At 75.2% G+C, this 14436-nt stretch carries 10 protein-coding genes; 6 read left to right on the forward strand and 4 right to left on the reverse strand.

Annotated elements, in window-relative coordinates:
• Positions 1-25: 25 nt before the first annotated feature.
• The 3 genes from ACWGB8_RS20210 to ACWGB8_RS20220 form a co-directional block, all read right to left on the reverse strand.
• On the reverse strand, positions 26-2326 hold the full coding sequence (locus tag ACWGB8_RS20210; protein ID WP_452214892.1) for an ATP-binding cassette domain-containing protein: 2301 nt from the start codon (positions 2324-2326) through the stop codon (positions 26-28).
• A 209-nt stretch (positions 2327-2535) separates the two neighbouring features.
• Positions 2536-2901, reverse strand: a complete 366-nt coding sequence (locus tag ACWGB8_RS20215) for a DUF5132 domain-containing protein (protein WP_452214893.1) — start codon at positions 2899-2901, stop codon at positions 2536-2538.
• A 307-nt stretch (positions 2902-3208) separates the two neighbouring features.
• Positions 3209-4918, reverse strand: a complete 1710-nt coding sequence (locus ACWGB8_RS20220) for a DUF885 domain-containing protein (RefSeq protein ID WP_452214894.1) — start codon at positions 4916-4918, stop codon at positions 3209-3211.
• Positions 4919-5117: 199 nt separating this feature from the next.
• Between ACWGB8_RS20220 and ACWGB8_RS20225 the strand changes: the two genes are divergently transcribed.
• The 5 genes from ACWGB8_RS20225 to ACWGB8_RS20245 are packed head-to-tail and all read left to right on the forward strand — an operon-like array spanning position 5118 to position 11679.
• A complete protein-coding gene (locus tag ACWGB8_RS20225; RefSeq protein WP_452214895.1) occupies positions 5118-6698 on the forward strand; it encodes an ABC transporter substrate-binding protein in 1581 nt (526 codons plus the stop codon).
• A complete protein-coding gene (locus ACWGB8_RS20230; RefSeq protein WP_452214896.1) occupies positions 6695-7681 on the forward strand; it encodes an ABC transporter permease in 987 nt (328 codons plus the stop codon). Before ACWGB8_RS20225 ends, ACWGB8_RS20230 begins: the two co-directional genes overlap by 4 nt.
• Before the next feature lie 52 nt (positions 7682-7733).
• Positions 7734-9614, forward strand: coding sequence for a dipeptide/oligopeptide/nickel ABC transporter permease/ATP-binding protein (locus ACWGB8_RS20235; protein ID WP_452214901.1), 1881 nt, complete (start codon positions 7734-7736; stop codon positions 9612-9614).
• The gene (locus tag ACWGB8_RS20240) at positions 9611-10384 is read left to right on the forward strand and encodes an ABC transporter ATP-binding protein (RefSeq protein ID WP_452214897.1); all 774 of its coding nucleotides are present in this window, start codon (positions 9611-9613) and stop codon (positions 10382-10384) included. Before ACWGB8_RS20235 ends, ACWGB8_RS20240 begins: the two co-directional genes overlap by 4 nt.
• On the forward strand, positions 10381-11679 hold the full coding sequence (locus ACWGB8_RS20245; protein WP_452214898.1) for an NAD(P)/FAD-dependent oxidoreductase: 1299 nt from the start codon (positions 10381-10383) through the stop codon (positions 11677-11679). The genes ACWGB8_RS20240 and ACWGB8_RS20245 overlap by 4 nt, the downstream gene beginning before the upstream one ends.
• On the opposite strand, the gene ACWGB8_RS20250 is transcribed toward ACWGB8_RS20245, so the two are convergent.
• The gene (locus ACWGB8_RS20250; protein ID WP_452214899.1) at positions 11669-12733 is read right to left on the reverse strand and encodes an alpha/beta fold hydrolase; all 1065 of its coding nucleotides are present in this window, start codon (positions 12731-12733) and stop codon (positions 11669-11671) included. The genes ACWGB8_RS20245 and ACWGB8_RS20250 overlap by 11 nt on opposite strands.
• A 222-nt stretch (positions 12734-12955) precedes the next feature.
• Here ACWGB8_RS20250 and ACWGB8_RS20255 point away from each other — a divergent pair, with 222 nt between their 5' ends.
• On the forward strand, positions 12956-14296 hold the full coding sequence (locus tag ACWGB8_RS20255; protein ID WP_452214900.1) for a glutamine synthetase family protein: 1341 nt from the start codon (positions 12956-12958) through the stop codon (positions 14294-14296).
• Positions 14297-14436: the final 140 nt, after the last annotated feature.

Raw genomic sequence — 14436 nt, forward strand, 5'->3', positions numbered from 1 at the left:
GGCGAGTGGGCGCGGGGTGCTGCGGTCAGGCGGCGGGTTCGCCGGCCTGGAGCTTCCAGAGGGATGCGTAGAGTCCGTGCCGGGCGACGAGTTCGTCGTGGGTGCCCTGTTCGGCGACGATGCCGCCCTTGTCCATGACGTAGATCCGGTCGGCGTGGCGGACGGTGGAGAGCCGGTGGGCGATGATGACCATCGTCCGGTCGGCCGCGAAGCCGCGGAGGGTGCGCTGGATGGCGGCCTCGGTCTCGTTGTCCACGGCGGAGGTGGCCTCGTCCAGGATCACGACGGGCGCGTCCTTGAGGATCGCCCGCGCCAGGGCGATCCGCTGGCGCTGGCCGCCCGAGAGTGCGGCGCCGCGCTCGCCGATCAGCGTGTCGTAGCCGTCCGGCAGCGTCGAGATGAAGGTGTGCGCCTCGGCCATCGCGGCGGCCTCGGCCACGGCCTCGTCCGAGGCCCCGAAGCTGCCGTAGCGGATGTTGTCGGCGATGCTTCCGTCGAAGAGGAACGGGTCCTGGGCGACGAACCCGACGGCGTTGCGCAGGTCCCGCCGCGGCAGGTCGCGCACGTCCCGGCCGTCGAGGAGCACGGCGCCGGAGTCGGCGTCCTGGAAGCGCATCAGCAGCTTGGCGATGGTGGTCTTGCCGGAGCCGGTGGCGCCGACGATGGCGGTGGTCCGCTGGGCGGGGATCGTCAGCGACAGGTTGTCGAGCGCCGGCGGCCGGTCGGGGTAGGCGAAGGTCACGTCGTCGAGGACGATCTCGCCCTGGACCTTCTCGGCTTCGAGCGGTTCGCCGCTGCCGTCGGTCTCGACGGGCAGGGCGTGCAGCCGCTGGACCCGGTCGTAGGAGGTGAGGGTGCGCTGGTACTGGTCGGCGATGCCGCCGAGCCGGCTCATCCGCATCAGCAGCATCTGGGGCAGCCCGATCAGTGGGCTGAACACCTCGAAGCGCAGGGTGCCGTTGAGCACCGAACGGCCGCCGATCAGCAGGGTGCCGGCCATCGAGGCGGTGGTGCAGGCGCGGACGGTCTCGGCGTGGCGGATCGTGCTCCGGTCGGTCTGCCGGTTGCTCTCCTGGGCGGCTTCGCTCAACTCGTCGATGCGTCCGGCCTCGTAGTCCTCGGTGCAGAAGCTCTTGACGGTGGCGCCGGCCTCCAGCGAGTTGATCACCTGGCTGCCCAGCCTGGCGCGGCGCTCGCCGGAGACCGCGTAGTCGGCCGCGACCTTCTCCTGGTGGTGCAGCGAGAGCCAGGCGACGACCGGGATGGGCAGGAACGCGATCCAGGCGATCTGCGGTGCCAGCAGCAGGAACGCCGGCACCAGCAGGGCGAGGCTGGTGCCCAGTTGCAGCACGTCGTTGGCCGGGCCGGCGAAGAAGGCGCCCAGCTGGCCGACGTCGTCGGTGAGGGCGCCGGCCACCCGGGTGGTCCGCTCACCCTCCAGGTGCGCCAGTTCGAGGTGCTGGACGTGCTGGTACGTACGGCTGCGCCAGTCGTGCTCGATGTCCTGGCCGAGTCGGCGCCACTGGAGGTTCGAGGAGTACGAGAGGCCCGCCACGGCGGCACAGGCGAGCGCCACCATCCCGGCCAGGCCCCAGAGTTGGGCAGACGCGGTGGTGAGGCCCAGGCCGACCAGCGGCGCCGCCTCGCCCTTGATGAGGACCAGCCCGGTCCAGCCGAGGAAGGTGCCGAGCGCCATCTCCGAGACCTGGCAGGCGACGGACAGTGCGGCGGCCCGGTAGAGCCGCCGCCGGTGCGGCCCGACGATCTCCAGCAGGGGGTGGCGCGCGGCTCCGGCCCCGCCCGCGTCCCGGGCGGTGTCGACCGCCCCCTGCCAGGCCTTCCGGACCACGGCCGCGGTCGCGGCCGCGATCCCGCCGACTGCCACCAGCTGCTTGCTCAGCGCCGACCCGCGGACCAGGGCGGCGCCGGCCGCCACCCCGCCGCCGACGGCGAGGACGGGGCGCACGACGAGGCCCCGGTCCGGTCGTGCGGCCGGTTCGGCGGCCGGACGGGCCGGCGGCGCCGGGGGTCGCGTCCTGGCCGGCCCCTGCGCGACCAGGGCGACCGCCCGGCGCATGATCCGGCCGATCTCCGCGGCGGGTACCCGGACGTCGTGTCGGACGAGGACGCCACCGGTGACCGGGTTGGCCTGGGCCGCGGTGATCCCGGGGACGCGGCGCAGGGCCGCGGCGAGGACTTCGGCCGTCCTGGGCCGCCCGATCACCAGTTTGACGTCCCAGCGCTGGCGGCCCGGAATGACCGAGCGCGGGCTCGCGCCCGAATCCACGGGGCCGAATCCGGCTGCGGCACCCAGCAGAGATGGCATGTGTACGATCACCTGTTTGCGGAGGTCGCGGGTAGTCCGTCGACGGGCACGGCAAAGTTCTGCGCACGGCGGATTACTGCGACGGAGTGGAATTCCGACGGAAGGAGGGGTGCGACCGAAAGGCCCACGGCCGACCGCCGCGTCGGCACGTCCCCCGGGAATCTGCCGGAGGACGCGCCCAGGCGGCGGGCCGGGCCGCGATTGGAGGGTCAGTGCGCCTTGCCGGGGCCGACCCCGGCGGCCGCCCGGATCTTCGGGGTCCTGGCCTCGCCCTCGACCCGGCCGGCGGCATCGCCCTTCTCGCCGTTGGGGGCGTCGCCCGTCTCGCCGTTCGAGGCCGCGCTCTCGGCGGGCCGGTGGCCGTCACCGGAGGCGAGCTGCGCCGCCACCATGTCGGCAGCCACCTCGGCCGCGAGGTCGTGGATGTTCTCCCCGGCCTCATGGGCCGCCTTCTTCACCTCCATGACGACACCGACGGAGGTCTTGACGACACCGCGCACCAGCGGCTTGAGGAGACGCTTGGCCAGTGGCGCGACGATGAGACCGATCAGGAACGGCGGAACGACGGGCGGCATGATGCTCCAACCTCTCTACGCAGACGTACGACAGGAGACCCCGGGTGCTGCGAACTCCGGAGCGCGCACAGCGGGACGGACGGAAACACCCGTTTCCGGAATTCTCGATTCCCGTGCCGGATTACCTGCCGGGTCGAATTCCTCTCGACGGGGCGCACCGCCCGTTCCTCGATCACCGTAGTCCAGGCATGTCCATCGAGGCCAAACAGTCCGGCCGGTTTCACTCATGCGAGTGCTCTCCACGTTCCGACCGCCACGGATTGCCGGAGAACCACCCACCGGGCGAATCACTTTCACTATTTACCTATTACCAGAGATCGCCTTCATGGCGGCTGCCGAGTTCGCGCGCCACCCTCCGGCGCAGGGCCGGGAACGGCAGCGCGCCGCCCCCCAGCACCGCCTCGTGGAAGGCCCGCACGTCGAACCCGCCACCCAGCTCCGCCTCGGCCCGCGCCCGCAGCCCGCCGAACTCCAGGTAGCCGGCACGGTAGGACAGCGCCTGCCCGGGCAGGTCCGTGGCGTAGCGCAGCAGGTCCGAGGCGATCTGGCCGTCCGCCTCGGTGGAGTTGGCACGCATGAAGTCCCGCGCCTGCTCCAGGTCCATCGTCCCCAGGTTGAGCCCGGTGTCGACGACCAGTCGCTGCGCGGTGAACCGCTCCTGGGCGAGGCGCCCGTAGGCGTCCCACGGGTCCTCGTAGAGGCCCATCTCCCAGCCGAGGCCGGCCGCGTACTCGGCCCAGCCCTCGTTGAACGCGCCGAACTCGGCCACCTCGCGGCGAAGTTGTGGCAACTCCCGGTTCTCCGCCTGCCGGGCGAGGTGGAAGTGGTGCCCCGGCGCCAGCTCGTGGTGGATCAGGGAGGCCGAGCCCAGCAGGGACCGCCGCTCCAGGTCCGAACCGTTGTAGCGGTAGCGCCCGACCGGGTCCGCCGCGGTCGGCGCCTCGTAGTACCCGAACGTCATCCCCGGCTCCAGCGCCGGATCCAGCCGCGCCAGCCCGTACGGAGCCTGCGGCAGCACGGCGAACCAGCGCGGCAGCACCGGGGCCAGCCGTTCGAGGTGGCCGCGGTAGCGCGCCTCCACCTCCTGCGGCGTCCGGGCGTGCAGCCGGGGCTCGGTCCGCAGCCGCTCGTGGAACTCGGCCTCGGAGCCGTGGAAGCCCAGCGCCGCGCGCACCTCCCGCATCCGCTCGGCGAGTTCGCCGCACTGCTCCCGGCCGAGCTCGTGCAGCCGCTCGGGCGCGGTGTCGCCCCCGGAGTGGGTCCGGACGAAGTCCCGGTACGCCTCCTCGCCGCCCTCGTACCGTGCCCAGCCGACCTCCTGCGGCGCCGCACGCCGGTAGGCCGGATCGTCGAGGACGGCGAGCAGCCGGTCGAAGGCCGGTGCCACGTCGTCCTCCACCAGCCGCCGTACGCCGTCCCGGAGCTGTCCGCGCCCGGCCGGCCCCAGCCCGCCGAGCCGGTCCCCGTCCACCTCCACCCGGCTCGTCACCGAGGCCCGCAGGCCCGCGACGGTGGCGCGCGCTCCGGCCAGGGCGGGTGCCGGCACCCGGAAGCCGCGCGCCGCCTGCCCCGCCACCTTGGCGCCGATCGAGCCGACCACCCGGGCCAGCTCGCGCACCAGCGCCACGTACCGCTCGGCGTCCGCCCGTTCGACGAAGCGGAAGGGGCGCAGCACCGCGTCGGTGTACAGCGACAGCGGGAACAGCCGGTACGGCGTCGCGGCGGGCGTCAGCCAGTAGCAGCGGTGCGCCCGCAGCTCCTGCTCGGCCAGTCCGGCCAGGAAGGCGGCGGTGTCGGCGTCGGCGCCGGGCAGCTCCGCGCCGTCGTGCGCGCGGACCCGGCCGAGGACGTCCTCGGCGAGCCGCGCCCGCTCCTCGGCCTCGGCGAGCGACGCGCCCGGCAGCGTCTCGACCGCAAGCCCCTGGCGGACCCTCAGCATCGGGTCGCGCGCCAGCAGGAACTCCCAGTAGTGGTCGGCCGCACGACTGATCCCCCGGCCCGGTTCGTTCGTCCTCATGCCACCATCCTGGCGACGACCGGCCACGGGGCGGCCCGGACCAGGAGACACCGACCGCGACACCCCTCGAAAGGGTGAATCGTGACCGCTCCTCCCGGCCGCCGCCCGCGGCTCCCGGCCGGGCCGCCGGGCCGCTCCGCGCGTCCGGCCGGGCCGCCGTCGCCTCGCCGCGGCCGGCACCGGTGGCACCATGGCGCCCATGCCCCGACGCACCCTGCCGGTCGCCCCGGCGGCCGTCCTCACCGCCTCGGCCGTCGCGCTGAGCGGCTGCAGCGGCGTCGCCACCTCCTCGACGACCACGCCCCTGGTGGACCGCGGGACCGTCCGGATCGCCGGGTCCAGCGAGACGCCCAGCTTCGACCCGTACTCCACCTTCGGCGCCGGCCAGGCCCGCTACGCCTACGACTCGCTGGTCAACGTCGCTCCCGACGGCACCCTGGTCTCCGGCCTCGCCACCTCGTGGCAGGCCACCACCACGGCCGCCTTCACCCTCCGGCCGGGTATCACCTGCTCCGACGGCACCCCGCTCACCGCCTCCGCCGTGACGCGGGCGCTCGACCACGCGGGCGACCCGGCCCACCGACTGCCCGGCGCCCGGACCGTCCTGCCGAACGTCCCCTTCACCACCACTGCCGACGACCGGACCGGCACCGTGTCCGTGACCACCGCAGCGCCCTTCCCGTTCCTGACCCGCACCCTCGGCCTGCTGCCGATCGTCTGCCCCGCCGGCCTCGACCGGCCCGGGTCGCTGGAACGCGCCACCCACGGCACCGGCCCGTACGTGCTCACCCGCTACTCCCCCGGCGGGCCCTACGAGTTCACCGTCCGCGAGGGCTACACCTGGGGCCCGGCCGGGGCGACCACCGCCGAACCCGGCCTGCCGGCCCGGATCGTCCTCTCGGTGGTGCCCCAGGCGTCCACCGCCGCGAACCTGCTGCTCACCGGCGGCATCGACATCGCGGGCGTCAACGGGCCCGACCGCGCCCGACTCGCCGGCCACGGCCTGACCACCTCCGACGTGGCGACCGTGGTCGGGCTGACCTTCTTCAACCAGCGCCCCGGCCGCGCCCTCGCCGACCCGGCGCTGCGCCGCGCCCTGGTGTCCGCGCTCGACCGCCAGGGCCTCGCCAACGTCGCCGTCGGCGGCACCGGCCGGCCCGCCACCGACTTCGGTGCCGAGGGATCCCTCTGCCACGCCGACCTCGCCGCCTCCCACCTGCCCGCACAGGACGCCGCCGAGGCGCTGCGCTCGGCCGGCTGGACCCGCGACGGCGCCGGCCCGCTGACCAAGGACGGCCGGCCACTGCGGTTGCGTCTGATCACCAGCCCGGACCTCGGCCCGACCCTGCCGTCCGTCGCCGAGCTGATGGCCCACACCTGGACGGCGCTCGGCGCGGACGTCACGCAGGTCACCGAGAGCCTGCCCGCCCTCGCCAACGCCATGTACCGGAGCGGTGACTTCGACATCGTGGTCGGCAGCACCCCGGGCTTCGCCCTGCCGGTCGGCTTCGTCCCGTTCTTCTCCGGCCCCACCCCCGCCCAGGGCCTCAACTTCGCCGGTGTGGCCAACCCCGAGTACGACGCCCTGGTCACCCGGGCGCTCCACGAGGCCGACACCGCCGGCTGCGACACCTGGAACCGGGCCGCCGCCGCGCTCCTCCGCTCGGCCGACGCCCTGCCGATCGCCGACGGCCGGAGCACCGTCTACGGCCACCGCACCGCCTTCGCCACCACCTTCGGCGGCGGGATCGTCCCCACCAGCATCCGCCTCCACCGGTGACCGGGGGACCCACCGTGCCCGCACCCCCGCTGCTGCGCCACCCCTGGACCGCGTTCCTCGGCCGCCGCACCGCCCGGCTGCTGCTCTCCCTCGCCGTCGTGCTCACCGCGTCGTTCGCGATGATCCGCCTCGTGCCCGGCGATCCGGTCCGCGCCGCCCTCGGGGTCGACGCCGACCCCGCCCTGGTGGCGGCCCACAGGCACAGCCTCGGGCTCGACGCGCCCTTCCTCGCCCAGTACCGGACCTACCTCGACGGCCTGCTGCACGGCGACCTCGGCACCTCGCTGGTCACCGGCACGCCGGTCGCCGAGCTGGTCCGCACCCGGCTGCCGGCCACCCTGGAGATCGCCGGACTCGCCTTCCTGGTCACCCTCGCCGTCGCCCTGCCCTGCGGTCTGCTGGCCGCCGTCCGCACCCGCGACGGGCGGCATCCGCGCACCGAACTGGCGTTCACCGTGGTCACCGCCGGCGTGGCCGGAGTACCGGACTTCGTCCTGGCGGCCGGGCTCACCGCGCTGCTGGCCGTCGGCCTCCACCTGCTGCCGGTGGCCGGAGCGGCGGGCGCCGGATCCTACGTGCTGCCCGTCCTGGCACTCGCCCTCGCGCCGACGGCCGTCCTGGCGCGCATCGTCCGGGTCGAGGCGCTGAGGGTGCTGGGCGAGGACTACCTGCGCACCGCCCGGAGCAAGCGGCTGTCCCCCGCCCGCCGCTACCTGCGGCACGCGGCGCCCAACACGGCCACCGCCGCGCTGACCGTCGCCGGGAGCCTGCTGCCCGGCGTGATCGCCGGCACGGTGCTGGTCGAGAAGGTGTTCGCCTGGCCCGGCATCGGATCGGCCCTGGCCCAGTCGGTGGCGACCCAGGACTACCCGGTGATCCAGGCCATGGTGCTGGTCCTGGGCACCACCGTGCTGCTCTGCGGCCTCCTGGTCGACGTGCTGCTCGCCCTGCTGGACCCCCGCTCGACGATCCGGGAGAGCTGAGGCCCTCATGCACCTTCTGCCGGTCGGTCTTAGCCGGTGCCCGCGCTCGCCGATGGCCTGGACCGCGGCGGCCATGCTCGCCTCGCTGCTGGTGCTCGCGCTGGCCGGCCCCCTGCTGTGGGGGTCGGCGGCCGGCCGCCCCGACCCCTCGGCGGTGCTGCAGGGCCCGTCCGCGGCACACCCGTTCGGCACCGACAACCTCGGCCGGGACGTGCTCGCCCGGGTCCTGGCCGCCACCCGCCCCTCCCTGCTGCTCGCGCTGGCCGCGACCCTGCTCGCCGCGAGCAGCGGCGTCCTGCTCGGCGCGGCCACCGCCGTCGTCGGCCCCCGCACCCGTCGGTGGCTCGGCGCGCTGATCAACCTGCTGCTCGCCTTCCCGGCGCTGCTGGTCGCCCTGTTCCTCGCGGTCGTGTTCGGCGCGGGCGCCGCCGGGGCGGTGCTCGCCCTGGCCGTCGCGGGCGTCCCCGGCTTCGCCCGGCTCGCCCAGACGCTCGCCGCCGCCGTGGCCGGCACCGACCACCTGGCCGCGGCCCGCGTCCTCGGCCTGCGCCGGCACCGGCTGCTGTGGCGACACGTGCTGCCCAACATCGCCGAACCGCTGCTGCTCAGCACCACCACGGCGGCGGGCACGGCGCTCGTCGCGCTCTCCGGGCTGAGCTTCCTCGGCCTGGGCGTCCAGCCGCCCGCCTACGACTGGGGGCAGCTCCTCAACCAGGGGCTCGACCGCATCTACGCCCAGCCGCTGCCCGCCCTCGCCCCCGGCCTGGCCGTCCTCTACGCGGCCATGGCCTTCCAACTCCTCGGCGAGGTCCTCGCAGGCCGCGCCGCCCGGCGCAGCCCGGCCCCCCGGACGTCCCCTCCGCCGATCGCACCATGGGGGTCCCCCCGGCCGATGGGGGCACCTCCCGGCCGTCAGGCTGGGGGCGCCGGGGGAGGGCCCGCCGACGGCGGCCTCGTGCTCCAGGTCGAGGACCTGAGCGTCGAACTCCCCACCCCGGACGGGGTGATCCGGCCGGTGCGCGGCGTGAGCCTGTCGCTGCGCCCCGGCGAGATCGTCGGGCTCGTCGGCGAGTCCGGCTCCGGCAAGTCGCTCACCGCGCTCGCCATCGCCGACCTGCTCCCGGACCGGGCCCGGATGACCCGGCGGACCCTGCGCCTGCTCGGCGCCGACCTCGCCGCCATGACGCCCGGGGAACGCGACCGCCACCTCGCCACCGCTCTGGCGACGGTCTTCCAGAACCCCGCCTCCGCGCTCAATCCGTCCCTGCGGATCGCCACCCAGCTCACCGAGACCGTCCGCGCCCACCGCGGCGCGAGCAGGGCGCAGGCCGCCGCGGAGGCCGCCGAGGCGCTGCGCCGGGTCGGCCTTCCCCCCGCGCTGCTGCGCTCGCGCCCCCACCAGCTCTCCGGAGGCCAGCGCCAGCGCGTGATGATCGCGTCCGGGCTGATGCTGCGGCCGCAGCTGGTCATCGCCGACGAGCCGACGACCGCACTCGACGTCACCGTGCAGCGGCAGATCACCGGCCTGCTCGCCGACCTCCGGCGGGAGACCGCCGCCGCCGTCCTGTTCATCAGCCACGACGTCGCGCTGGTCGGCGAGTTCTGCGACCGTGTCCTGGTGATGTACGCGGGCACCGTCGTCGAGGCCCTGCCCGCCGACCGGCTCCCCGACGGCGCCCGGCACCCCTACACCCGGGCCCTGGTCGCCTCGGTGCCGGACCTCACCGCGGACCGCGACCGCCCGCTGCCGACCGTGGAGGGCGCACCCCCCGACCTGCTCGCACCCGCCCCCGGCTGTCCGTTCGAGCCCCGCTGCCCGCGCCGCCACGACCGCTGCGCCGAGCAGGCCCCGCCACTGGAGGACCTGGACGCGGTCCACCGGGTCTCGTGCTGGAACCCGGTACCGGTGGGGGTGGAGGTGGCCGCGTCATGACCGCCCTTCAGGTCTGCGACCTCACCGTCCGCCACCACGGCCCGCGCGGCCCGGTCGCCGCCGTCGACGGCGTCTCGCTGGAGGTCCCGTCCGGCAGCACGCTCGGGCTGGTGGGCGAATCCGGCTCCGGGAAGTCGAGCCTGGCCCGCGCGATCGTCGGCCTCGTCCCCGTGCACGGGGGCCGGGTCCTGCTCGACGGCCGGGAGGTCCGGGTCCGCACCGTCCGCGACCGGCGCAGGCTCGGCCGCCTGGTCCAGGTCGTCCTCCAGGACCCGGACACCGCACTGGACCCGAGGATGACGGTCCGCCGGACGCTCGCCGAGGCGGCCACCGTCTTCCACCGGCTCGACCGGCAGGCCCGGGCCGACCGGGTCACCGGGCTGCTCGAACTCGTCGGCCTCGACCCCCGGCTCGCCGACCGCCTGCCGCGGGAGCTGTCCGGCGGCCAACGCCAGCGGGTCGCCGTCGCCCGCGCCCTGGCCGTCGGACCGGGCCTGCTGATCGCCGACGAGATCACCTCGGCGCTCGACGTCTCGGTACAGGCGGCCCTCCTCAACACGATCCGCGACCTCCAGCGGCGGCTCGGCCTGACCATGCTGTTCATCGGCCACAACCTGCCCGCGGTCTGCCACGTCTCCGACACGGTGGCGGTCATGCGGCACGGCCGGATCGTCGAGACCGCCGCCACCGACGCCCTCCTGCACGCACCGCACCACCCGTACACCCGGACGCTGCTCGCCTCCGTACCGAGCCTGAGGGGCCCCCGATGACCATCCGCCCACCGGACGCCGTCGTGGTCGGCGCCGGCGTGATCGGCGCCGCCGTCGCCCTGGAACTCGCCCGCACCGGGCGGCGGGTGCTCGTCGTCGACAAGGCCGGCGCCGTCGGCCACGGTTCCACCAGCGCCTCCAGCGCGATCATCCGGTTCAACTACTCCACCTTCGACGGCGTCGCCACGGCCTGGGAGGCCCGGCACCTCTGGACGTCCTGGCCCGACCACCTGCGGCTCACCGGCCGCCGCCCGCTCGCCGCCTTCCACCGCACCGGCGCCGTGCTGCTCGACTCCCCGAACGCCGAGCCCTCCGCCGTCACCGCCCTGTTCGACCGCGCCGGCGTCCCGTACGAGCGCTGGGACGCCGCCGCGCTGCGCCGGCACCTGCCCGGGATCGACGCCGGGCGGTACTGGCCGCCGAAGCCGGTGGACGACGACGCCTTCTTCGCCGGACCGACCGGCGAGCTCGGCGCCCTGTTCACCCCGGACGCCGGGTTCGTCGACGATCCCCAGCTCGCCGCCCAGAACCTCGCGGACGCGGCGGCCGAGCTGGGCACCCGCTTCCTGTTCCACGCCACCGTGGCCGCCGTCGACCGGACCGCCGACCGGGTGAGCGGCATCCGGCTCGCCGACGGCACCCGGATCGCCGCACCGGTCGTGGTCAACGCCGCAGGGCCGTGGTCCGGAGCCCTCAACCGGTTGGCGGGCGCCGGGGGCGACTTCACCATCGGCGTGCGCCCGATGCGCGAGGAGGTCCACCAGGTCCCCGCTCCGAGCGACTCCGCCGCCGGTCCCGTCGTCGCCGACCTCGACCTCGGCACCTACCTCCGACCGGCCCCCGGCGGCCGCCTCCTGGTCGGCGGCACCCAGCCGGACTGCGACCCGCCCGAGTGGATCGACGACCCGGACCGGGCCGACCCCCGCCCCACCGCCCGGCGCTTCCACAACCAGGTGACCCGGGCCGCGCGCCGCTTCCCGGCGATCGGCGTCCCCAACCGGCCCCTCGGGATCGCGGGCGTCTACGACGTCGCCGACGACTGGACCCCGATCTACGACCGGACCGCCCTCGACGGCTGGTACGTCGCCATGGGCACGAGCGGCAACCAGTTCAAGAACGCCCCACTGGTGGGCCGCTACCTGGCGACCCTGATCGACCGGGTCGAGGCCGGCCACGACCACGACGGCGACCCGGTCCGCCACCGCTGCGAGCACACCGGCACCGTCGTGGACCTGGGCGCCTTCTCCCGCCGCCGCCCCGTCCGGACCGGCTCCGCGCGCACGGTCATGGGCTGATCACCCGCAGGTCCCGCACCAGGTCATCGACGACACCGACCACGAACCCGGGCGCCTCGCGCGGGAAGTCGTGGCCGGTCCCCTCCGGCGTGTACACCAGCCGGGACGCCGACGACGCCGCCAGGTACCGGACCCTGGTCCGCAGGTAGAAGCGGCTGATCCGCTCGGCCTCGACCGCGTCCCGGGCGCCGGCCAGCACCGCCTCACCGCCGATGAGGTCCCGGGGTATCACCAGCACCAGTGGCAGGTCCCCGAGATCCCCGTCGTACACCACGGTCTCCCAGCCCACCCGCGCCAGCCCGGACGGCGACAGCTCGGCGAAGACCGACGCGGCGGCGCAGCCCTGCCCGGTCCGGCTTCCGGGGCTTCCGGGTGCACCGAACAGCTGCCGCACCGCCGTCAGCAGGAAGCCGCGGCGCATCCCCGCGACCAGCCGGTTGGTCGGCGCGAACGCGATCACCTCCAGCGGAGTCGGGTCCAGCAGCACCAGCCCGGCCACCAGATCCGGCCGACGCCTGGCCACGTTCGCGACCAGTAACCCTCCGAAGGAATGGCCGACGAACACGAAAGGGGCCCGCTCCCCCGCCGCCTCCAGCGCTGCCGGCAGCTCCTCCGCCTCGGCCGCCGTCGTCCGCGGGAAGGGCCCGACATCGCTCCAGCCCGTCCCGAAGCGGTCGACCAGCACCGACCGGGCGCGGGCCGACAGCATCCTGTGCAGTTCCCGGAACTCCGCACCGGGGGCGTGCCCGCCGGGCACCCAGACCACCGTCGGCCCGCCCGCGGCCTCCCCCTCGCCCAGGATGTGCATCCGGTGGCCGCCCACGTCCACCAGCCGCCCCGGCGGCGGATTCACCCGCGCCTCCCGGGCCACCAGCAGCAGGTGACGAGCGGCCCCCGCCGCCAGCAGCACACCGACGGCCATCACCAGACCACCGAGCGCCACCGCCCAGGCCGCCCCCACCCCGAGCAGCGCGCCACCCACCCCCACCACCAGCACCGCGACCAGTACCCCGAGCCAGTCCCGGCTCAGCGCTGCGAGCAGGAGGCCCGCCATGCGTCCGTCCCGTCGCATCGGCCCTCCGCAACGGCACTCGACAACCGATCCCTGCCAGTGTCATCCCCCCGTTCACCCGGCACAACGCAGGGCCGTCCCCGGCCATCGCCCGACCGCCCCCGGCGGCTCCCGTGTCACGTCGCAGCGCCGGCCGTTCACGGACGAGTGAACTCCCGGCCGCCGGCTGGCCCATCGGCTGCCGCGAACGCCAGCATGGGCGGCATGACCACCACGTACCCCCGAGCCGAGCGGGCCTCCCGGGCCCGGGAGGCCGAAGCCCAGCTCGCCGCCACCGGAATCGACGGAGTGGTGTTCGGCTGGGTCGACAACGCCGGGCTCACCCGGGTGAAGTCCGTTCCGCTCGCCCAGCTCGAACACGCCGCCGAGTACGGTGTCGGCGCCGTCCCCTGCTTCGACGTCGCCCTGGTGGACGACACCTTCACGACGACGCCTTCGAGCACCGGCCCGGTGGGCGACCTGCGGCTCGTCCCCGACCTCGACCGGCTCACCCCGCTCGCCGCCCAGCCCGGCTGGGCCTGGGCCCCGGCCGACCGCTACACCCAGGACGGCACCCCGCACCCCGGCTGCCAGCGCCACTTCGCCCGCCGGGTCACCGAGGCCGTCGAACGGCGCGGGCTCTCGGTGCGGGCCGGGATCGAGATCGAGTGGGTGGTGGCCGACGCCGCCGGGGCCCCCGCGACGACCGGCCCCGCGTACGGGATGACGCGCTTCGTCGAGCACTCCGACTACCTGCGGGAGGTGCTGCGCGCCCTCACCGCCCAGGGGTTGGCCGTGCTCCAGCTCCACCCCGAGTACGGCGCCGGGCAGTTCGAGGTCTCGGTCGCCGCCGAGGGGCCGGTCGAGGCGGCCGACACCACGATGCTGGTGCGCCACACCGTCCGGGCCGTCTCCGCCCGGCACGGCCTGCGGGTCTCGTTCGCACCCGTCTTCACCGAGGGCGCGATCGGCAACGGCGCCCACCTGCACCTCAGCCTCTGGCGAGCGGGCCTGAACCTCGGGCACGGCGGCCCCGGCCGCCACGGTCTGCACCCCGAGGCCGAGCAGTTCCTCGCGGGCGTCCTGGCCGAGCTGCCCTCCCTGCTCGCCCTCGGCGCACCCAGCGCCGCCTCCTACCTGCGGCTGGTCCCCTCCCACTTCGCCGGGGCCTACCGCTGCTGGGGCCTGGAGAACCGTGAGGCGGCACTGCGTCTGATCACCGGCTCCACGGCCCGGCAGGCCAACGCCGAAGTCAAGTGCTTCGACGCCGCGGCCAACCCGTACCTGGTTATCGGCGGCGTGCTGGCCGCCGGACTCGCAGGCCTGGACGCCGGCCTGCCCCTCCCGCCCGAGACCACGAGCGACCCCGCCGCCCTCGACGCCGCCGAGCGCCTCCCGGCGAGCCTGCCGGAGGCGGTCGACGCGTACGAGAAGTCCGCACCGCTGCGGCGGGCACTCGGCCCCGAGCTGTACGAGACCGTGCTGGCCGTCCGTCGGGCGGAGGCGGAGGTGTTCGCGATGCACACGGACGCCGAGCTCATCGAGGCCGTCCGCTGGCGCTACTGACGAGCTCCGGCTCCACTCCGCCGGCTCCCCGGCGGCGGGTCTCCGATCGACCCCCCCCCCGGGAGCCCCAACGAAAACACCCAGCAGGGGCCCCCGGACGGGCCGGGCCGTTATGAGTCGGTTAGGGGGCACCCGGTTGC

The organism is Kitasatospora sp. NPDC054939, from assembly GCF_053610105.1.